This is a genomic window from Glycomyces sp. NPDC046736, assembly GCF_040645615.1.
Lineage (GTDB): Bacteria > Actinomycetota > Actinomycetes > Mycobacteriales > Micromonosporaceae > Glycomyces.
Genome location: NZ_JBEYYO010000006.1, coordinates 80,917 through 101,147, shown reverse-complemented (window position 1 = coordinate 101,147; position 20,231 = coordinate 80,917). Strand labels below are relative to the sequence as shown.

Below are 20,231 nucleotides of genomic sequence, written 5' to 3'. Positions count from 1 at the left end.
GAAGGGCTGACACCCCCTGAGGACTTGACCTGGAAAGGCCACGCCCATGACCCCTCCGCCCCACCCCCTCGGGCCCGCCCGCTTCACCGTCGACTTCGCCGCCCCGACCGGGCCGGTGCTGCACGGCGCGACCGGATCGCTGTACGGCGTGGCGGAGGACGGCGTGCCCGGCGACGAGCTCTTGGACGCGATCGACATCACCACGCTCGCGGTGAAGCCCGACGGCGGCGAGCAGCACCCCGGCGGGGACGCCTCGGACGCGGTGGCGGTGCTGCGCCGCAACGGGCGGGTGCGGGGCACCGCGGGGCTGGCGTTCGTGTACCTCCAGGACCTGTTCGCGCAGTGGCCCTATGAGGACGTGGGGATCGACGTGTACCACGAGCGGCTGTGCGCGGTGGTTCCGCCGATGCTCGACGAGGTCGCCAACCAGGGGCGGCTGGTGCTGGTGCCGTTCAACGAACCGGACTGGATCTGGTACTCGCTCGCGGGCGACGACCCGGCCGCGTTCGACCGGTTCCTGGCCGACTGGATCACCACCGCGCAGCTGCTGCGCCGCATCGCGCCCGGGGTGCCGATCGCCGGCCCCAACGAGTCGCGCTACCACCCGAGCTTCCTGCCGCACTTCCTGCGGCGGGCCCGCGACACCGAGACGCTGCCGGAGTGGACCACCTGGCACGAGCTGTCTCCGGGGTCGCTGGCCGAGTACCGCGGCCGGTACGCCGAGTACCGCGAACTCGAACGGGGCCTTGGGATCGCGCCTCGGATGGTGAACATCGACGAGTACGGCGACCACCGCGACCTGTCCGTGCCCGGCCAGCTCGTGCAGTGGGCGGCGATGTTCGAGGAGACGAGAGTCCACGCCGACATGGCGTTCTGGACCACCGCGGGCGGCTACTCGGGGGCGGCCCCGCAGCCGAACCTGCCCAACGGGGCGTGGTGGTTCCACCGCGCCTACTCGGGGATGACCGGCGAGACCGTGCTCGTCAAGCCGCCCGAACCGGACACTGTGGACACCTTGCAGGGGATCGCGACCTTGGACCGCGCCCGGGGCACCGCGCAGATCCTCGCCGGGGGCGGGGACCGGGCCTTCACCGTCGTCGCCGAGGGCCTGGACGCGGGGTTCTGGGGCGAGCGGGTCACCGCCACCGTGCACCGCATCGACTGGACCGGGTACGAGGGCGCGGCGGGCCCGCCGGTGCCGCTCCTGCGTATCACCGCGCCGCCTGAAGGCTTGGAAGTCGAAGTGCCCCAAGTCGATCCGATGGCCGCGTACTGGTTCACGATCGAGCGCGGCGAGCGTGAGCCGATCGAGGCGCCGCCGTGGACGGGCTCGTGGGAGGCCGAGGACGCGTGCGTGACCTCGGGCGAGGCCAGCCGCAGGGGCAGGCCCGGTGAGGGCTGGTTCGCGGCCTCGGGGGGCGGCGAGGTCGCCGAGCTCAACACCAACGACTCAGCGGTGGACTTCGACGTCGAGGTGCCCTCCGAGGGCGAGTACGAGCTGGGGATCTACTACGCGCACATGTACGGCAGGGGCCACGAGCCGATCGAACCGCAACCGGCCGAGCAGGTCCTGGCGGTCAACGGGGCCGAGCGGTTCGTGCGCTACCCGACCACGATGAACTGGCGGCACGGCTCGGTCCTGACCGAGGTGGTGCGGCTCCTGGAGGGCCCCAACGCGATCCGGCTCTCCAAGGCCGGGGCGATCGGGACGGCGACCGGGGAGGTCGCGCTCGACAAGATCACGCTCACGCGGCGGCGGCCCGACCGCGAGTGCTACGACGGGGCGTTCGTGCGCACCGGGCGGGGTCGCACGTTCGACGTGTACGCGAAAGCCGACGGGTACCACGCGATCGGCGGCGCCGAAAGCGGTGTGCTGGCCGGGCCGCAGAACCAGAACCTGCCGGTCGACCTGCGGCGGCCGGTGTTCCTGCACCGCGGTGTCAACCGGCTGCACACCGGGTCCGAGGTGGAGGGGCTGGTCGTGGAGCCGGCGGCCGGGCCCGAGCCGGTCGAGGTGCTCGCGCACGAAGCGGTCCGGGCGGGCGGGTCGGCGCTGATCGTCAACGACTTCGCGGTGGGCGGGCACGTGATCGGGTGGAACGGTCGCGGCGCGAGCGCGAGCATCGAGGTCGAGGCGGCGGCCGGACCGCATGTGCTGCTGGTGCACTACGCGAACGACGAGCGCGCCAGAGAGCACGAGTACAATGTGGACATCGTGGCGCTGCGGTGCGAGGTCACCGTGAACGGCAAGCGGATCGGGCGGTTCCCGATGCGGGGCACGTGGTCGTGGAACGACTTCTGGACCTTCCCGCTGATCGTCGAGCTCGAAGCGGGCGCGAACACGATCGCGTTCGCCAACCCCGAGGGGCGCACCGCCGACTTCGAGCGGTTCCGCCTCGCGCCGCTCAACCCGTGAGGCCCGCCTCGCGGGCCCCACGGGCGCGGGTCATTCGCCGAGGCCGTCGAGGGCCGCGTACTGGGCGTCGGAGAGCGTCAGATCCAAAGCGCCGTAGTTCTCTTCGAGGTGCGCGATCGAGCTGGTGCCCGGGATCGGGAGGATGTTCGCCGAGCGGCGCAGAAGCCACGCGAGCGCGGTCTGGGCCGGGGTCGCGCCCGCTTCGGCGGCGATCTTGCCGACCGGGCCGTCGGGCCCGGCGTGCGCGCCCGCCGCGATCGGGAACCACGGGATGAACGCGATGCCCTGCTCGGCGGTGTAGTTCAGCACCTCTTCGCTCTGGCGGGTGACCAGGTTGTAGAGGTTCTGGACGCTGGCGATCGGGGCCACGGCCTGGGCCTCCTTCAGCTGCGCCACAGAGACTTCGGAGAGCCCGATGTGGCGGATCTTGCCCTGCTTCTGAAGGTCGGCCACGGTCTCGATCTGGTCGGCCACCGGCAGGTTCGGGTCGAGGCGGTGCAGCTGGTAGAGGTCGATGGTCTCGACCCCGAGGCGGCGCAGGCTCAGCTCGGCCTGCTGGCGGATGTAGGCGGGCTGGCCGACCGCGACCCATTCCTCGGGCGAGGGGCGGGTGTTGCCGCCCTTGGTGGCGATCACGACGCCGTCCTTGTAGGGACGCAGCGCCTCGGCGATGAGGGACTCGTTGTCGCCCAGCGCGTAGGAGTCGGCGGTGTCGATGAAGTTGACGCCCAGTTCCACGGCGCGGCGCAGCACCGCGATCGCGGCGGCGCGGTCCTTCGGCGGGGTGAAGATCCCCGGGTCGCCGGTCAGGCGCATGGCCCCGTATCCGAGCCGGTTGACCTTGAGATCGCCGCCGATCACGATGTCGCTCATGACGAAAGCCCTTCTTGTGCGGTGCTTGGGGTGCCGGTGCCTCATGCGTCCGACGCAGGGCACAACCGCCGCGGGGCCCGCGTTTGTTCCCGGACCGGCGAATCCCGTGCGGGTGATTCAGGTCGCTGTCGGCGACACCGGGACGCGCGACACCTGTGCTGCGAGGGCGGGATGCGAGACTCTAGACCATGATCAAAGGGTTCAAAGAGTTCTTGATGCGCGGCAACGTGGTCGAACTGGCCGTCGCGGTGGTCATGGGCGCGGCGATGACCGCGCTCGTGGGGTCGTTCGGCGACGCGTTCCTCAATCCGCTCATCACACTGGTCACCGGCGGCGCGGAGGTCGGCGGCAGCTTCACCGTCAACGGCGTCGAGTTCCCCTACGGGGTCTTCCTCAACGGGATCCTGGTGTTCTTCCTGACCTCGGTCGCGGTGTACTTCGTGATCGTGATGCCCATGAACAAGCTCCGCGAGCGGTTCATGTCCTCCACTGAGGAGGCCGAAGTGGTCCGTGAGGAGCAGGTGGTGCTCCTGGAGGAGATCCGCGACCTCCTGCGCCAGCGCAACCAGAGCTGAGCATTCGTCGAGGGCCCGTCCGGTTCCCGGGCGGGCCTTCGTGTTTGCCTGTTGTAGACGGCGGGTACGCGGCGAAGGCTTGCGGGTGTCACACCCGCATGGCACGGTGGGGAGGCCTCGCCGAACCGACCTCGAAGGACTGCACCATGACCAAGTCGATCGCGCACGGAGCCCCGATCTGGGCCGACTGCTCCTCCCCCGATATGGCCGCCGATCTGGAGTTCTACACCAAGTTGTTCAACTGGTCCACGTTCGACGCCGGGGAGGACTACGGGCACTACACCGAGCTGTGCCTGGGCACCTCGGTCGCCACGGCCAGAGCGGTGGCGGGCCTGGTCTCGCGCGCGCCGGCCGATCGCGACAAGCCGGGGAGCTGGGATGTGGCCTTCCACGTGCCCGACTGCGTCAAGGCCGCGGCCGAGGCCGAGAAGCTGGGGGCTGCGATCGTGAGCCACCCGGTGCGCATCGGCGAAGACCTGGTGTTCGCGTCGCTGCGCGACCCTGACGGCGGCGAGTTCGGCCTGTTCGAGCCGCTGAACGAGCACATGGGGTTCACCGCGTACGACGAGCCGGGCGCGGTGGTGTGGTTCGAGTACGTCTACGACGGCCGCCCGGTCGAGGCGATGCAGTTCTACGCCGAGCTGCTCAACTGGGAGGTCCAGGTCCCGGGGAAGGACAAGCCCGAGCCCGAGGCGCCGTACGTGGGTCTGTGGGCGCAGGACTTCGACGACCACCACTGCCGCGGGAACGCCGAGTTCGGTGGGGCGCGCATGGCGCTCGGGCCCGAACTCGACCGGGGGCCGCACTGGCTGGTGTGCTTCGGGACCGACTCGGTCGACCTCACGGCCGCGAAGGCCGTCGACCTGGGCGGCACCCTCGCGGTCGCGCCCGTCGACGACCCGGGCGGGCGCATGGCGGTCCTGGTCTCCCCGACCGGCGCGCACTTCACCGTCATGTCGTCCAGGGAGCGCGCGCAGGACTGAGCGGTTCGGCTGCGCCTCCTGGGCACGCGTGCGACGGTGGAGGGGTCATCTCTGCGAAGGAGCAGGTCAATGAACTCGATCCCGCTGGGGGCGCCGATCTGGTCGGACTCCCTGACCGCCGATCTGGAGGCGGACACCAGGTTCTACGAGGCCCTGTTCGGCTGGACCTCCACCGACGCCGGGGAGGATCTCGCGCACTACACCACGTTCTCGCTCCCGGGCGCAGGCGGCGACCGGCCGGTCATGGGGATCATGCCGTGCCCGCCGGGCATGGCGCCCTCGCGGATCTGGAACGTCCAGTTCAAGGTCGCCGACTGCGACGCCTCGGCCGAGCAGGCCGTGGCCCTGGGCGGCTCGCTCGCGGAGGAACCGCAGAACGTGGCCGACATGCTGCGCTTCGCGATGGTCGAGGACCCCAACGGCGCCTCGTTCGGGCTCGTCGAGGCGAAGCAGCCCGACACCGGTTTCGGGGTGTTCGGGGAGCCGAACAGCGTGGTGTGGGCCGAGTACCACTTCGACGGCGTCCCGGCCGACGCCATGCGCTACTACGTGGACCTGCTCGGCTGGACCGCGGTCACCCCGCCCTGGGAGGACCCCGCGAACCCGAAACCGTACGCGGCCCTCTCCCCCGGCGCGGGCGGCCCCGAATTCGGCGGCTGCCACGCCGCCGACGGCTTCGAACTCAACATGCCCCCGCAATGGAGCGTCATGGTCACCGTCCCCGACACCGACGCCTACACCGAACGCGCCGTCGAACTCGGCGGCACGATAGCGGCCCCGCCCCTGGACGTCCCGGGTCTGCGAGTAGCGGGCATAGCCGCCCCAGGAGGAACGACGATGGGAATCCAATCCCCAAGAGCCTGGGACTGATTCGCGAAGAGGACACCGCCGGAGCGGTGTCCTCTTCGCGAATCAGTCAGAATCGGGAACCCGTACAGTGCACTCGCCACCGGGTGCCGCCGCCAGCCTGCGGTCGAAAGTCCAAAGATCCGCTCCCAGCCGCTCCGCCAGCGCGACATATGCCGCGTCATAGGGGGTCATGTTATGGCGCAGCTCCCAGATCCGGGTTTCGAAGGCGGCGACGGGCACACGTTCGACCGGAAGCTGCGCTAGGTCGACCAGCGCCATCGCAGTCCGCTCCTCAGTGACGGCCTTCCTACGGCTGTACTTACGGAGCACCGACATCACTTCGAGGTTGAGGTGGCTCGGAGCTGCCAGCTCCTGCTGCTCCAGCTCCTCGCGCAGACGTCGATGCGGTTCGGTGAACGAGATCAGAGCGGATACGACGACCGAGGCGTCGACGATGATCACCGGGAATCGCGGTCTTCGCGGATCATGGCCACGATCTCGTCGCCGTCCAGTTTCGGACCGCCGCGGTGCTCGACCCTCGCGAGAACTTCGGCGACGGTCGGCTGCTGCGCCTCGCGGGTCAGCTTGCGATGCAGGTACTCCTGCATCGACATGCCCTCCGCAGCCGCCCGGGTCTTCCACACCCGGTGGACTTCGTCGGACACGTTCTTCACCTGGATGTTCTTCATGGTTCCAGCGTAGCTCTCATGCATGCACCAAGCATACGATTCATGCACAGAAAATCCGTGGACCCGAGAGGACTCGGCGTGTCCGCTCGGAGCAGACGAGGGAAGGGCCGCCCCGGCGGCGGGGCGGCCCTTGTTTTCGGATTGGTCAGCAGGCGCTGCGGGCGGCGATGGCGAGGTCGGGGAAGTCGCTGAAGACGGCGTCGACCCCGAGGTCGTAGAACAGTGCGAACTCCGCTTCGATGTCGCCCCACGCGGCCGGGTCGTCGCCGGTGCGCAGGTTCGCGGGCAGGAACGTGTTCTCGGCGCGGAAGGTCCACACGTGCACGTCCAGGCCCCGGTCGTGGGCGCGGTCGACCACGTCGGTGGGCTCGCCGATCGCACCGGAGGCGTCGCGCGGGAAGATCCGGTTCTTGTTGAGGCTCACCGTGTCCAGGGTCGAGGCGTACTCGTCGAGGTCGGCGTCGGAGATCTCCCCCTGGCCGTCGATGTTGAGCCCGATCCGGTTGTCCACGCGCTCGGCGATGTTGAGCAGGCTCTGGTACTCGAAGGACTGCACCCACACCGGGGAGCGCTTGCGGTCGAGGCCGCGCTCCTCCAGCAGGTCGGCGAGGGCGTCCTCGATGCTCAGGCCCTGCTCCTCGTAGTAGGCCGGGTGCTTCATCTCCGGGTAGGTGATGACCTTCCGGTCGAGGGTCGCCACGTAGTCGAGGACCTCGTCGTAGGTGACCAGCGAGAACTCGCCGTCGTGGGCGGCGCTTCCGGGCCGCAGGTCGGGCAGGCGCTCCTCGGCGCGGAGGGTCTTGAGCTCGGCGAGGGTGAAGTCGTCGGCGAAGAACCCGGTCACCGGGCTGCCGTCCACGAGCTTGGTGGTCTTGCGGTCGGCGAACTCGGGGCGGTCGGCCACGTCGGTGGTCTCGTCCAGGACCGGCTCGTGGCGGGCGAGGAGCTCGCCGTCGGCGGTGAGAACGAGGTCGGGCTCGATCACGTCGGCGCCCTGCTCGACGGCCAGCTGGTAGGCCTCCAGCGTGTGCTCGGGCAGGTAGCCGCTCGCGCCGCGGTGGGCGATCACGATCGGGTCGTCGTGGTGGCCGTGCCCGGGGTGGCCGTGGCCGGGCCAGGCGGCCGCGGGGGCGGCGGTGAGTCCGATGAGGACTCCGGCGATGAAGAGTGCGGCGGTGCCGCGGAGGAGTGCGCCCTTGCGGGACATGCAGATCCCCTTCCTGGAAGGCGGTCGTTCGGGACTGGGGACCTCAGCCAACCGCGCTCATCGGGCGCGGGCCTCTCTCGCGGCTGAACTCTATTTGAAGAGTGGTTGAAAACGGGTGTTTCGGCGCACTTCGGGGAACACGACAGCGCCCGCCCGGGGTCCCCGGGCGGGCGCTGCGGCGGATTCCTATGCGGCGGTGAGCAATTGCGACGCGGCCAGGTCGCGGTACAGCTCGTCCATCTCGACCAGCTCGGCGTGGGTTCCGGTGGCGCGCACCAGACCCGCGTCGAAGACCACGATCTGGTCGGCGCTGGTCACCGTGGAGAGCCGGTGGGCCACCACGAGCACGTTGGTGCGCTCGGCGGCGTCGAGCATGACCTGCTTGAGCGCGGCCTCGTTCGCGGCGTCGAGCTGCGAGGTGGCCTCGTCGAGCAGCAGCAGGCGCGGCTTGCGCAGCAGGGCCCTGGCAATGGCGACGCGCTGGCGCTCGCCGCCGGAGAGGGTGGTGCCGCGGTGGCCGATAGTCGATTCGAGGCCGTCGGGCAGCTTGTCGACCAGTTCGGTGAGGCGGGCGACCTTGACGACCTCGTCCAGGTCGCCTTCGGTGGCGCCGGGCGCGGCCATGACGAGGTTCTCGCGGAGCGTCCCGTCGAGCACCGGCGCGTCCTGCTCCACGTAGCCGATGAGGCCGCGCAGCTCTTCGAGCGGCCAGTCCTCGACCGGGACGCCGTCGACGCGGACCGTGCCGGTGGTGGCCGGGTAGAACCGCTCGATCAGGGAGAACACGGTGGTCTTGCCCGCGCCGGAGGGGCCCACCAGCGCGGTCAGCCCGCGGCCGCTGGAGGCGAAGGAGACGCCGTGGTGGACCAGCGGCAGCTCCTCGGCGTACCGGAACGTCACGCTGTCGAACTCGACCTGGGCCGGGCCCTCGCGCACGGCGATCGGCGCCGCGGCTTCGACCGGCTCCTCGGAGTCGAGCCCGGCGACCTCCTCGATCCGGTGGATCGCGGCCAGGCCGGTCTGGAGCTGCGCGAGCGAGGCGATGAGGCCGTTGATGGGGCCCATCAGGTAGAACAGCAGCAGCAGGAACCCGATGAGGGTGCCGACCTCCATCGCGCCGGAGGCGACGCGGGCGCCGCCGACGCCGAGCACCATCAGGAACGCGATGTTGACCGGCAGGAACGCGGCCACGCCCGCGAGGGCCTCCCAGAAGGAGGCCTTGACGCCCTTGTCGCGGGCGGTGGTGGCGGCCGCGTCGAGCCGCCCGATCTCGTGGTCCTCGGCGCCGGAGGCCTTCACCGTGCGGAAGGCGCTGAAGGCGCGTTCGAGCAGGGAGCCCATGTCGCCCAGGGCCTTCTGGGAGTCGACGGTGGCGCTCTGGATGCGCGGCATGATGAACAGCATCATCACCGTCACGAACACGACCATCGCCATGGTGGTGCCGAACAGGACCGGGTCGAGCCAGGCCATGAGGCCGATGCCGCCGAGGATCATGAACGTGTCGGTGACGCCGCCGATGACGGTGGTGCTGGCGACGGTGCGCAGGAGGTTCGTGTCAGAGCTCAGGCGCGAGACGAGGTCGCCGGGCTTGAGGCGGTCGACCTCGGCGACCTGGAGGCGGATGAGCCTGCCGATGAGCTGGCGGCGCACGGTCAGCACCACGTTCTGCCCGGCGATCTGCATCAGATAGGGGCCGAGCGCCGAGAGCGCGCCGCCGATGACGACGACGGCCGTGAGGTAGAGCAGCGGACGGGTCAGGGACTCGTTCGCCGAGAGGGTGTCGATGACGTCCATCGCGATAAGCGGCTGGACGAGGCCGACGACCCCTCCCGCGAACGAGAGCGCGCCGCCGATGAGCAGCAGGCGCAGGTGGTGGCGGGCGTAGGACCACAATCGCGAGAACGGGGCCTTCGCCGGTGCTTCGGACGCGGCGGCCTCGGCCGTCGCGGTGGTGTCGGTCATCAGCTGGTTCCTCTGAACTTCAGACCGCTGGGTGTTCGCGGTCTTTTCCGACACTACCCACGCCCCCCGACACCGCCGTCGGCCGCGAGTCGCAGTTCGTCCTCATACTCAGGTCGTAAGACCCTTCAGTCCTCGGCGAGCACGATGATCTTGTCGCCGCTTTGGAGCATGAACATCTGCGACTTGTCCGGGTTGAGGTTCACGCCGTAGCCCGGGGCCTGCTGCGCCAGCGCGACCTGCCGGTAGCCGATCGCGGTCTCGCCGCGCCGCCGGGCCGACTCGACCACCGTGTAGAAGTTGACCGGCACGCCCGGCCGCACGTAGAGGTCGGCCGACTTGAGGTAGATCTCCGAGCCCTCGGGGCTGAACAGGTGCGCGAACACCTGCGACAGGTGCGGGTTCTCGGCCGTCTGCGTCAGCAGCAGGCTGATGAGCTTGTCGCTGACGATGAAGTCGTCGGCCTGCGTGACCTGCGCGAGCGCCCGGTTGCGGTCGTCGGCCATCTCCGACACGACCTTGAAGCGCGAATTCGCCCGCTGGGCCATGTCCCGCAGATGCAGCAGCGACACGAGGGTCCGGGAGTCGGCCAGCTGCGGCGACACGTCGTCCGAGCACAGCGCGATGATGTGGTTGTAGCCGCCGGGGTTGATCGACTCGAGCATCCGGCGGTCGGTGGTGTCGTCGTTCTTGAAGTTCAGGCCCTGGACGCGCATCGTCGGGCCGATCGCGCGCACCGCCTCGGGCGCGTCGGGGTGGTCGGTCACCACGTCGGTGATCGAACCGGGGGCCACGTACTGGTCGAGCTGCTCCAGGATCATCCGCGAGCGGGCGTTCCAGCCCAGGATGAGGGTCCGCTCGGGGCGCGGCGGGGCGTCCGGGCGGGTCACGATCGCGCCCTCGTCGATCGCCGGACGCGAGCCGTCGAGGCGGATCGCCGAGTCGTCGGCCGCGATCAGGATCAGCTTGTCGCCGGGGTTGAGCACCGCGTTCGAAGGCGGGTTGACGTGGCAGCGGCCGTCGCGGCCCATCACCCCGATGACCGAGGACGTGCGGTAGGAGTGCAGCGCCTGGCTCAGCGGGCGGCCGTACAGCGCGGCCTCCTCGACCATGTAGATCTCGTCGCCGCCGAAGTCGAGCAGGTCGGTGTAGACCACCGAGAGCCCCGACTGGCGGCAGGTCTGGACCATGAGGCGGGCCATGAGGTCGTTCGCGTCGACCACGTGGGCGGCCCGGCCGCCGGCCAGGCGCGCGGCGGGCAGGTTCCGGCCCTCGGCCACGGCCCCGACCACGTGGCACTTGAGCGCCCCGCCCTGGGTGACGGCCAGGAGGCTGCGCACGAGCTGCGCGTCGGGGTCCTCCTCGGCGGAGGTGAGCACGATGATGCTCTTGGCGCTGGTGGGGTTCGCGATCCCGATGTCGGCGGGGTCGGAGGGGTCGCCGGTGCGGCAGACGACCACAGTGGTCTTGAGGTCGGGGAGCTTCGTGCGGATCTCGTCCTCCATCTCGACCTTGTCGCGGTCGGCGAGGATCACGACGCACGCGCGCTTCTCGCTCTCATTGGCCTCCACCAATTCCGAGATGATGATGAAGACCTGATCGGACCAGCCGAGAATGAGGGTGTGATCCGTCTCAACCACGAATGAGCGGCCCTTTCGGAGCTCTTCGAGTTTCGCGTCGAGACCGGTGGTGAGAATACCGACCAGTGAGGAGATGATCACGATGCCGCCGATGGTGGTGGCGAACATGATGACCATATAGGGGAGCTTGTCCTCGTCCCCTGAGATGTTGCCCGGGTCCAGGACGTGCAGGAACGAGGTCCACAGGACGGTGCCCAGGCCCGCCGAGCCGCCGTCGGAGCCTCTCGCGAATATGAGCACGAGGATCGCGCAGATCGCGGTGAGCACGAGCGTGATCACGGTCAGCCAGCCGATGAGTGCTTTCGTGCCCTTCGACATGGTGTTGTCGAACCAATAGCGCGCTCGCTGTTTGAACGTCGGATCGGACATCGGGGAGGCGTCCTTTCTGGGGAAACGTCTGTCGACCGGCCGACTCGGGGCGGAGGCGAGTGGGCCGGGAGGATTTCGGGGTGTCGAACACTATTACCGCATCGCGTCCACTGCGATCGGCCTGCGCAGGGACGCTACGCGGGGTCACCAGGGCGCGAGGGGGTTCGGGCGCGCCGAAGACCTCACCTTAGAACTGGGCGAAACACCCTCACATTCGGGGCGGGCGGGCTAGCGGAGGTCGGCCTCGACGGGCGCGACGCGGATCGCAAGGCTGGTGTGGCGCTTGGGAACGGTGAAGCGCGCGTCGCCCGGGCCTTCGGTCCCGTCGCGGTACGCGGTGATCTCCAGCCGCACCCCGTCGCGGCACTCGCGGTCCCACACGCCGACCTGCTCGGCCACCCGCGCGGCGAGGTCGGCGCCGTCCGGGCCGTGGCCGCGGACCCCGATCTCGTTGCCCTCGCCCACTTTCCGGCTCACGGCGTAGGCGAAGTCCCGCCCTTCGACGACGGCCGGGTTGGCCCAGCGCATGAGGAGCCGCTGGAGCCCGTGATCGGCGAAGGGCGCGCTCATGCGCCCGTAGCCGGTAAACGCGCATGCGAGCCAGAGGGACAGCTGCGACGCGTCCTCGTTCGGCTTGAGCCGCACCGAGGTCCACACGGTCGACCCGCGCCCGTCGAGCGCCCCGGCCGCCCCGTCGGCCTCGACCCCTTGGTCCACATGGAAGGAGAGGATGCGGCCCTGCGAGAGTTCGACGGTCTGGTCCCCGTGCCCGCCGAGGCCGCGCATCGGCATGAAGCCGCAGCCCACAATGGAGCTGGAACGCATGACGCCGTCCACGGCGTCGAAGGCCACGGCGTGCTCGCAGCCGCGGATGCTCAGCGGCGCAACGAGTCTGCCGCCGGGAGCGAGCTGCTCCCACCAGGCCGGGGGCAGGTCCCAGGTGCCGACGGTGGCGATGATCCGGTCGTAGGGCGCGCCGTCGGCAACACCGAGCTCGCCGTCGCCGCGCACGACCCGCACGCGTTCGCGCCCGGTCGCGTCGAGGGCCCGGCGGGCGCGGTCGACGGTGTCGGCGTCGATGTCGACAGCGGTCACCGCCCCTTCGGGTCCGACGAGGGCGTCGATCAGGGCGGCGTTGTAGCCGGTCCCGGCCCCGATCTCCAGGACGCGCTGGCCGGGGCGCAGATCGAGCTGTTCGAGCATGGTGGCGACGATGGAGGGCTGGGAGGCCGAGCTGACGGGGTCGCCGTGGCCGTCGCGTTTGGTCACGTAGACCTCGTCGGCGTAGGCGGTGCGCAGGGGCGCTTCGGGGATGAACCGGTGGCGCGGCACGGCGAGCATGGCGGCGGCGACGGCGTCGCTGCGGATGACCCGGGCAGAGCGCAGGTTCCCGATGAGCCGGGCGCGCAACAGGCTCGCTTCATTACCGGAAGTATCGGTGTGATCACCCACGCCTCCAGCGTACGTCCGATGTGCCAGGTCCGCCTCCTCCAGTTCCATCCGTCCCACCCCCCGGGCCGTCCCCCGAGCACGCCGAATAACGCCCGATCCGCCTGGGTTGGGTCCCCGATTTCAAGCGTGACCGCAGGGTATGACAATTTCGCGCCCCGCTCCCGAGAAGTCACCCGTAGGCGGGAGAAAGCACGCCGAACCCTCGCGTTCGCGTTCGCGTGAGCGAGAGCGAGAGCGAGAGCGAGAGCGAGAGCGAGAGCGAGAGCGAGAGCGAGAGCGAGAGCGACGGCGACGGCGACGGACGGTATCGCGGAAGCCGTCGCGCGCCAACCCCGCGTTCGCCGCGCTGGTGTCGCCGCGCGGCCGTCAGTCGTCGTGGTCGCAGCGGCGGTCGAGCATCGTCCACAGCGCGTCGCGCTGCGGGTCCGCAACCTCTATCGGGGTCGCCACCGGGTCACCGCCGTCGATCGCGATCCACACCGTGAACCCGAAGGGCTGCTTCGCATCACCCACCGCATGCCCATCGCAGCGATGCGCGTCGAAGCCGAGCGGCACCGCGAGCGCCTCCCCTGCCCCGCCCTCAGCCGGTTCAGCGGCGATCGTGAACAGGACACTCCCGCGCACCTCCGTCACCACCAGCGCGGCCCCGGCCAGCGGCGTGAGCACCAGGTCCCCGGTGAGCGTGCCGCCTTCTGCCGAGGTCAGCTCTCCCAGCGCGACGTCCACAGCGGCGGCGACCACCCGCGCCGCGCAGGCTTCGCTCAGCAACCGGTCGAGGGTGCCGTTCGGGTGCGGCAGGGCCGCTTCGACTTCATGCGTCGCGCCGTCCTCGGTCACGACCGTGAGCACGGCAGTCGAGGGCGCGGCGACCGAGTCGAGGCCGTCCGGGCAGCGGGCCTCGCCGTAGGCGGTGATGAGGTCGCGGGGGTGCTCGCTGGGCGGCACGCGCGCATCGAACTCCTGGATCCCCAAGGGCGCGAATGAATCCGAGACGAGCTCAACGCCGATCACCTCGACCGGCGCCCCGCCGTGGTTCGTCACCGCGATCGCGACCGCCCCGGGAGCCATGAACGAGCGCCGAAGCTCGGCGGTGGCCGTCAAGTCGGGCGCCGCGGACACCCCGGCCTCGACCGAAGCTCCGCTCTCCGGAGCCGACTCCGGCACTGCCGCATCGGATCCGGGCGAGGCGAGGCTCCCGGCGAGCCCGGCCGCAGCGGCACTCAGCGCGAACGCGGCGATCGCTGCGAACCGAACCCAGCGCATGGAACCTCCTCAGGCCACCATTCCTACACCTTCGCCGCCGTCAGCAGATGGTTCCCCGCGCCCAGCAGGGACGGCTCGGTCTCGATCTCGCGCAAGCCCTCCATCAGGTGTGCGAACCCGGCCGGGTCGTCCACGAGCGCTTCGAGTTGGGGGATGAATCCGGGGAAGCCCTGCACCGAGTACTGGGTCGCGTCCAGGCCCACGTCGGCGAACTCGGACGCCACCTCCCACGGGTGCGCGAGGTACGCGGTGGTGAACATGTGCTGGTCGAAGAACCGCAGGTCGCCTTCGCGCAGCACCCGCAGGCTCGCCTCGGCGCTGATGCCCTTGTCGTCGCCGCCGGCCCTGAACAGGAGGTGGTCGTTCCAGCCCGCGACGCGGTTGATCGTCACCGCGGCCACGAGCCCGCCGGGCCGCGCGCAGCGGCGCGCCTCGGCGATGGCCCTCACCCGTTCCTCGCGTTCGACCAGGTGGTAGAGCGGGCCCATGAGCAGCACCGCGTCGAAGCTCGCGTCCTCGAACGGCAGCTCGCGCGCGTCGCCGACGAGCGCGGTGACGCCGGGGAGCGCGGCCGCGACCGCGACCTGGTCGGAGACGGGGTCCAGGAGCGTCGGCTTGTGTCCGTCGGCGGCGAGCCAGGCCGAGTGGATGCCGGTCGCGCCGCCCACGTCGAGCACGTCGAGGCCTTCGCCGGGGAGCAGGCGGCGCAACAGGTCCTGCATGCGCACGAATTCGAGTCGCCCTCGCGGGTTTCGCGTCAGGCGCTCGCGTTCTTCGCCTCGTTCGTAATACGCGGTGATCTCGCGTTCGAGTTCCCATTCGCTCATGGGTATAGATCGTCCGCCCGCACCCGGCGGCCCGCCACCGATTTACCGGCGGGGACGCGGAACGGCGGCCGGTCTGCCGGTCCTTCGCACTCCCGCAAGCGCGAAGGGCCGGCGGCTGGCCGCCGCTTTGTCATCTCACCGCATGGGTACGACATCGCCGCGCGCGGCTCCCCGCGAACCGGCCCGGCCGGTCACGTCGCGGCCACGCGGAGCCCGAGCGCGACCATGACCGCGCCGGTCACCCCGTTGAGCCAGGCCCGCACGCGGGGCCGGTCGAGGATCTTGCGCATGAGGCCGATCAGGTTGGCCAGCAGCAGGAACCACACGGTGCAGGTGATCATCGCGACGACGGCCAGCTCGCTGACGAGCGTCCACTGCGAACCGGAGCCGATGAACTGAGGCATGAGCGCGGTGAAGAACACGGCGGCCTTCGGGTTGAGCACGTTGCAGAGCAGGCCGGAGCGGAACGCGGCCCAGCGGCTCATCTCGCGTCCCAGGTCGAGCTCGTCGACCGGCCGCTTGCGGTCCTTGACGGCGGCCCGGATCGACTTGACGCCGAGGTACACCAGGTAGGCCGCGCCCACGACCTTCACGATCGTGAACGCCAGCGCCGAGGCGGCGAGCAGCGCGGCCATGCCGATCGAGGCGGCCACGACCCACACCGAGACGCCGAGGCCGATCCCGATGGCGGTCCACATCCCGCTGGCGCGCCCCGAGAGCACGGTGTTGCGCACCACCATCGCGAAGTCGGGTCCAGGGACGATCGCGGCGACGATGATCGCCAGCGAGAACAGCAGCAGCACGGTCATGGCTCGATGCTGCCACCGCCGGGGCCGGGCCCGCATCCGCCGGTCGACTGGGGTGACCTACCGGGTCTTATTCGGCGGACCGCCAGTACTGCTTCTTGTCCTTGTCTCGGACTACGACGCCGAGGGCGGTGAGTTCGTCGCGCAGTTCGCGCAGGTCGTCGTCCTTGGACTTCTCCAGGGCGGTGGCGCGGGCGCTGAGGACGGCGTCGGCGCCGCGGGGCAGGCCGTCGGCGCCGGGGACCCAGCGCTTGAGCTCGGACGCGTAGGGGTCGCCGTCGGGTCGCCAGGTGTAGCCGTATTTGCGCAGGGCCGCGGCGAGGTCGTCGCGGTCGACGTCGAATTCGGCTTGGAGGAGTTCGCGGCGGCCCTGGCCGAGGATGACGAGGAGTTTGTCTTGGACGAACACCGATTCGATGTCGGCGCGTTCGATGGTCCGGTCGAGGTTGCCGCGCTTGACGCGGATGCCGTCTCGGTCGACGTGGATTTCGAGCATCTCGCTCACGAACAGGAACGCGAGGACCAGGCCCACGATCGCGCCGAGCGCGAGGCCGACGACGAGTTGGAGGGTCTCGGAGAGGTCGGTGAAGAGTTCGAAGAGGCCTTGGAAGGGGAACCAGGCGAGGCCGGTGATCCATTCGGCGACGAACGTGAGGCCCCAGCCGAGGGCCGCGCCGATGAGGGGGAAGGCCACGAGGATCGCGGGGGCGACCCAGCGCGGGTCGGCCACGACGGTGCGGTCGGGTTGGTTCTCGGGCACGGGATCGCCTTTCCTGCATAGGTGAACGCGCCTACTGTAACCAGGGGTTTCACCCTTCGAAAACGCCGTACCTGGGTACTAGTCCCCCCGGATGAGTCCGGCGGGCGGCATAGGATCGGGGTATGGCGATCCGATGGACTACCGCGTTCTGGGACTTCCCTTCTGAGGGTTTCGAGGAGGGTGTCCTGTTCTGGCTCAAGGTCACCGGGTCGACGCTGTCGCCGCGTCGGGGCCCGGACGGGGCGTTCGCGACGCTCAATCCGCTTGCGGGCGATCCGCATCTGCGGGTGCAGCGGGTCCGCGAGGGCGCGGGCGGGAGTCATCTCGATCTGCACGTGGACGACGTGGAGGCCGACGCCGAGCGCGCGCAGGTGCTGGGTGCCGTTGTGCTGCATCGGGAACCGGGCCTGGTGGTGCTGCGTTCGCCGGGTGGTTTCGCGTTCTGCGTGGTCGAGCACGAGGGGGAGGCGAAGGTTCCGGCGCCGCTGTCGTGGCCGGGCGGCTCGCGCAGCCGGGTCGACCAGCTGTGTCTGGACGTCCCGGCTGATGCGCTCGAATCCGAGTTGGAGTTCTGGCGGCGGCTCACGGGCTGGCCGCTGGCACAGACGCGTTCGCCGGAGTTCCGGCGGCTGCTCTCGCCGATGGAGACGCCGCTGCGGCTGCTGATCCAGCGCCTGGACGAGTCCGGCGGCCGGGTTTCGGCGCACCTGGACCTGGCCTGCGCGAACATGGAAGCCGAGGCCGAGCGGCACGTGGCCCTGGGAGCCGAGGCGGTTCGCCGCCACGAGTGGTGGCAGGTGCTGCGGGACCCGGCGGGGCTGGAGTACTGCATCACCTCGCGCGACCCTGACACGGGCGCGGTTCCGGCCTGAGTCCCGCGGGTCTCACTGCATCGTTTCTCCCCCAAGAGAAGTCCGAAATCCCTGGAAGCGGGCGGTTGCGGAGCCTTGTGCCATGACACCGAGAAAGTTACATTTATCCATAAGGAAGGTTTCTTTTTTGATATGAGGTGAACCATGCTCCAACGATCTCGCCGACAGCTCCTCGCGCTCTTCGGCGCCCTCGTGTTCTCCCTTGCGATCGCCGTGGCACTCCCGTCCTCCGCGGCCACGGCCCAGGCCGCGTGCGCGGCGCCATGGAACAGCGGCGCCGTCTACACCCAGGGGAACGTGGTCTCCCACGGCGGCCAGAACTGGACCGCGCAATGGTGGACCCAGGGCGAGACGCCCGGGACCACCGGCGAATGGGGCGTCTGGCGCAGCGCCGGAGCCTGCGGCGGCGGCTCGGACCCCGACCCCGATCCCGACCCGTCGGGCCTGGTCGTCTCCGAGGCCCAGTTCAACCAGATGTTCCCGAACCGGAACTCGTTCTACACCTACCAGGGCTTCGTGAACGCCACCGCGTCCTACCCGGCCTTCGGCAACACCGGCGGCGACACCGTCGCCCGCCAGGAGGTGGCGGCGTTCCTGGCGAACGTGTCGCACGAGACCGGCGGCCTGGTCCACATCGTGGAGCAGAACGAGGCGAACTACCCGCACTACTGCGACCCGGGCCAGCCCTACGGCTGCCCGGCCGGTCAGGCCGCCTACTACGGCCGCGGACCGATCCAGTTGAGCTGGAACTTCAACTACAACGCGGCGGGCAACGCGCTCGGGCTGCCGCTGCTGACCAACCCGTGGCTGGTCCAGCAGGACGCGACGGTCGCGTGGCAGACCGCCCTGTGGTACTGGAACACCCAGAGCGGTCCGGGCTCGATGTCCGGCCACACCGCGATGACCACGGGCGCGGGCTTCGGCGAATCGATCCGCTCCATCAACGGCGCGATCGAATGCAACGGCGGCAACCCCGGCCAAGTCCAGAGCCGCGTCGACAAATACCAGTCCTTCACCAGCATCCTCGGCGTGGGCCCCGGCGGCAACCTCTACTGCTGACAGCGGAAAACGGTGAGAAACGGGTCGGCCGGGCTCCACCCGGCCCGGCCGACCCGTTGAGGCCCCGCCCGTCCTGGGGAGACGCGGGGCCTCGAAGTTCCGCGACCCGCCCGAGGTTCAATCGCCGGGCCGCGGAACGATCTGGGGCTCAATCGAACGCACGGCGAGCGGGGCCAGCGGGAAGCGAGCCCTTACCCATTGCAGAACCTCGCGGAGGCGACGGTGCGGCGCTGCGAGTAGAAGGCCCGGAACGCCTGCTCCTCGATCCAGATCTTCGACTGCGGTTTGAGGCCCGACCAGTACCGACCCCAGGTTCCCTTGAGGTCGCCGGAGTTCAGGCCGGAGACCACGAGGACGACATCATCACCGCGCTCGCCGGTGAGGACTTGGAACGAGTCCGGGGCCGTGGCGTTTGAGGCCCGCACCGAATAGGACCGGTACTCATCATGAAAGGTCCCTCGGTAGAGGGGATTCCGCTGAGGCTCGGCGGCCTCGTTCGGGTCGCTCATCACGCGTCTCCATTTCGCACGGTTGGACACTGCCGGACACTGTCATGCACTGTCGGATTCCCGACTGGTCGCGAGTCGAACGGGGAGACTCGCGTTGAGACAAATCTAAGCGGTCCGCAAGGGCGGCAGAAGAGCCGACACAAAGGAAGTTCCTGCTGGTAAGAGACCTGCGCAAGCCTTACCGGAAAGTTTTGCGCCCCAACCTTTCCGGTCGCCGGTCGGTATTGCGTCGTACGGGCGGCCACGTGTATTTTGTGATCACCGTCCGTTCCCACCACCGAACTCCGGGAGGGTCCATGCCGCTCTCAAAGGTCGCGGAATGGTACTACCGCAGCGAACTCGTCGCTCTGGCCGAGGAAACAGACCTGACCTACGCGCAAATCGCCTCCTCCCTCGGCGTGAGTGTGCGCACTGTCCAGAATTACGTCTCCGGAGAGACCCGCCCGAAGATGGGCATGGCGACACGGTTCGCGCAGATATGCGGCGCACCCGAAGCCCGAGTCAAGTTCCTCGAACATGTCATTCAGCAGCTCTACACCGGCGGACTCGTTTCCGAACGCGAGAAGCGCAGTCTCTTCATCCTCGAACGAGCAGAAGCCAGATCGGCGAAGTTCCTCCAGTGGGAGCCTTGGTTCATCCCCGGTCCGCTCCAGATCAGGCGGTACCACTTGGAACTGCTCCCAGAGCCGTCAACGAACCCTGAGCTGAACTGGCAGCGCAAACATCGCCGCCTGATGACCATAGGCGGTCGAAACCCCATGCCGACCACACGGTTCCTGTGCAGCTCCAACGCCCTGCAACAGACCAGCGGCTGGGATTGGGCCAAGGAGCAGTTCGAGCATCTACTGGAAATCAACCAATGGCCGAACTGCGAAATCCGCATCCTCGACGGACTCCACTACGGCGCTGAGCACGCCTTCGAAATCTTCCTCCCAGGCAATCTCCCCGAAGCACCCCCGGAATTCGTCTTCGTCGAATCCATCGACGAAACCCGCCACATCGAAGAAGCAGAGAAAGTCCAGCTATACGACATGCTCTTCAACTCGATGTGGTCAGCAGGCCGCCAAATCGAAGGCGACCTCAGCGACTGGATCAGATAGCCAGCGAAGACCACCCACAGCGA

At 69.4% G+C, this 20,231-nt stretch carries 19 protein-coding genes; 7 read left to right on the top strand and 12 right to left on the bottom strand.

The genetic code is table 11. The annotated features are described in order from the left end of the window. Window positions 1-46 precede the first annotated feature (46 nt). The gene (locus AB0B28_RS08480) at window positions 47-2,416 is read left to right on the top strand and encodes a hypothetical protein (protein ID WP_360118629.1); all 2,370 of its coding nucleotides are present in this window, start codon (window positions 47-49) and stop codon (window positions 2,414-2,416) included. Window positions 2,417-2,446: 30 nt separating this feature from the next. On the opposite strand, the gene AB0B28_RS08475 is transcribed toward AB0B28_RS08480, so the two are convergent. After that, window positions 2,447-3,289 (bottom strand): aldo/keto reductase, encoded by an 843-nt coding sequence (locus AB0B28_RS08475; RefSeq protein WP_360118627.1) that lies wholly within the window; start codon window positions 3,287-3,289, stop codon window positions 2,447-2,449. A gap of 188 nt (window positions 3,290-3,477) precedes the next feature. Here AB0B28_RS08475 and mscL point away from each other — a divergent pair, with 188 nt between their 5' ends. The 3 genes from mscL to AB0B28_RS08460 all read left to right on the top strand — a co-directional run bounded on the left by mscL (window position 3,478) and on the right by AB0B28_RS08460 (window position 5,717). Continuing rightward, window positions 3,478-3,864, top strand: a complete 387-nt coding sequence (gene mscL / locus AB0B28_RS08470) for a large conductance mechanosensitive channel protein MscL (RefSeq protein ID WP_360118626.1) — start codon at window positions 3,478-3,480, stop codon at window positions 3,862-3,864. Between the two features lie 146 nt (window positions 3,865-4,010). Then, a complete protein-coding gene (locus tag AB0B28_RS08465) occupies window positions 4,011-4,847 on the top strand; it encodes a VOC family protein (protein ID WP_360118624.1) in 837 nt (278 codons plus the stop codon). A gap of 69 nt (window positions 4,848-4,916) precedes the next feature. Further along, the gene (locus AB0B28_RS08460) at window positions 4,917-5,717 is read left to right on the top strand and encodes a VOC family protein (RefSeq protein WP_360118622.1); all 801 of its coding nucleotides are present in this window, start codon (window positions 4,917-4,919) and stop codon (window positions 5,715-5,717) included. Window positions 5,718-5,759: 42 nt separating this feature from the next. Here the strand turns inward: AB0B28_RS08460 and AB0B28_RS08455 are convergent, their stop codons facing one another. From AB0B28_RS08455 to AB0B28_RS08410, 10 genes are all read right to left on the bottom strand, one after another. Next, window positions 5,760-6,158: a type II toxin-antitoxin system VapC family toxin gene (locus tag AB0B28_RS08455; RefSeq protein WP_360118620.1), complete on the bottom strand. Its 399-nt coding sequence runs from the start codon at window positions 6,156-6,158 to the stop codon at window positions 5,760-5,762. Then, entirely contained in the window at window positions 6,155-6,409 is a 255-nt protein-coding gene (locus AB0B28_RS08450) for a hypothetical protein (protein ID WP_360118618.1), read from the bottom strand. Before AB0B28_RS08450 ends, AB0B28_RS08455 begins: the two co-directional genes overlap by 4 nt. A gap of 121 nt (window positions 6,410-6,530) precedes the next feature. Continuing rightward, window positions 6,531-7,592, bottom strand: coding sequence for a glycerophosphodiester phosphodiesterase family protein (locus AB0B28_RS08445; RefSeq protein ID WP_360118616.1), 1,062 nt, complete (start codon window positions 7,590-7,592; stop codon window positions 6,531-6,533). A 186-nt stretch (window positions 7,593-7,778) separates the two neighbouring features. Then, window positions 7,779-9,554 carry an ABC transporter ATP-binding protein gene (locus tag AB0B28_RS08440; protein ID WP_360118614.1) on the bottom strand — a complete coding sequence of 592 codons (1,776 nt, stop codon included), beginning with the start codon at window positions 9,552-9,554 and terminating at the stop codon, window positions 7,779-7,781. Window positions 9,555-9,679: 125 nt separating this feature from the next. After that, window positions 9,680-11,560, bottom strand: a complete 1,881-nt coding sequence (locus AB0B28_RS08435) for a potassium transporter TrkA (RefSeq protein ID WP_360118612.1) — start codon at window positions 11,558-11,560, stop codon at window positions 9,680-9,682. A 228-nt stretch (window positions 11,561-11,788) separates the two neighbouring features. Then, the gene (gene fxlM / locus AB0B28_RS08430) at window positions 11,789-12,970 is read right to left on the bottom strand and encodes a methyltransferase, FxLD system (protein WP_360118610.1); all 1,182 of its coding nucleotides are present in this window, start codon (window positions 12,968-12,970) and stop codon (window positions 11,789-11,791) included. A gap of 408 nt (window positions 12,971-13,378) precedes the next feature. After that, window positions 13,379-14,275 (bottom strand): hypothetical protein, encoded by an 897-nt coding sequence (locus AB0B28_RS08425; RefSeq protein ID WP_360118608.1) that lies wholly within the window; start codon window positions 14,273-14,275, stop codon window positions 13,379-13,381. A gap of 23 nt (window positions 14,276-14,298) precedes the next feature. Continuing rightward, entirely contained in the window at window positions 14,299-15,102 is an 804-nt protein-coding gene (locus AB0B28_RS08420) for a class I SAM-dependent methyltransferase (RefSeq protein ID WP_360118607.1), read from the bottom strand. Window positions 15,103-15,293: 191 nt separating this feature from the next. Beyond that, window positions 15,294-15,911, bottom strand: coding sequence for a LysE family translocator (locus tag AB0B28_RS08415; protein WP_360118605.1), 618 nt, complete (start codon window positions 15,909-15,911; stop codon window positions 15,294-15,296). Window positions 15,912-15,978: 67 nt separating this feature from the next. Then, window positions 15,979-16,668, bottom strand: a complete 690-nt coding sequence (locus AB0B28_RS08410; protein WP_360118603.1) for a hypothetical protein — start codon at window positions 16,666-16,668, stop codon at window positions 15,979-15,981. A 122-nt stretch (window positions 16,669-16,790) separates the two neighbouring features. On the opposite strand from AB0B28_RS08410, the gene AB0B28_RS08405 reads away from it, so the two are divergent. Both AB0B28_RS08405 and AB0B28_RS08400 read left to right on the top strand, forming a co-directional pair. Next, window positions 16,791-17,540, top strand: coding sequence for a VOC family protein (locus AB0B28_RS08405; RefSeq protein ID WP_360118601.1), 750 nt, complete (start codon window positions 16,791-16,793; stop codon window positions 17,538-17,540). 144 nt (window positions 17,541-17,684) lie between these two features. Further along, window positions 17,685-18,599, top strand: coding sequence for a glycoside hydrolase family 19 protein (locus AB0B28_RS08400; RefSeq protein WP_360118599.1), 915 nt, complete (start codon window positions 17,685-17,687; stop codon window positions 18,597-18,599). Window positions 18,600-18,790: 191 nt separating this feature from the next. Here the strand turns inward: AB0B28_RS08400 and AB0B28_RS08395 are convergent, their stop codons facing one another. Then, window positions 18,791-19,108: a hypothetical protein gene (locus AB0B28_RS08395; protein ID WP_360118597.1), complete on the bottom strand. Its 318-nt coding sequence runs from the start codon at window positions 19,106-19,108 to the stop codon at window positions 18,791-18,793. Window positions 19,109-19,404: 296 nt separating this feature from the next. Here AB0B28_RS08395 and AB0B28_RS08390 point away from each other — a divergent pair, with 296 nt between their 5' ends. Then, window positions 19,405-20,208, top strand: a complete 804-nt coding sequence (locus AB0B28_RS08390) for a Scr1 family TA system antitoxin-like transcriptional regulator (RefSeq protein ID WP_360118596.1) — start codon at window positions 19,405-19,407, stop codon at window positions 20,206-20,208. Window positions 20,209-20,231: the final 23 nt, after the last annotated feature.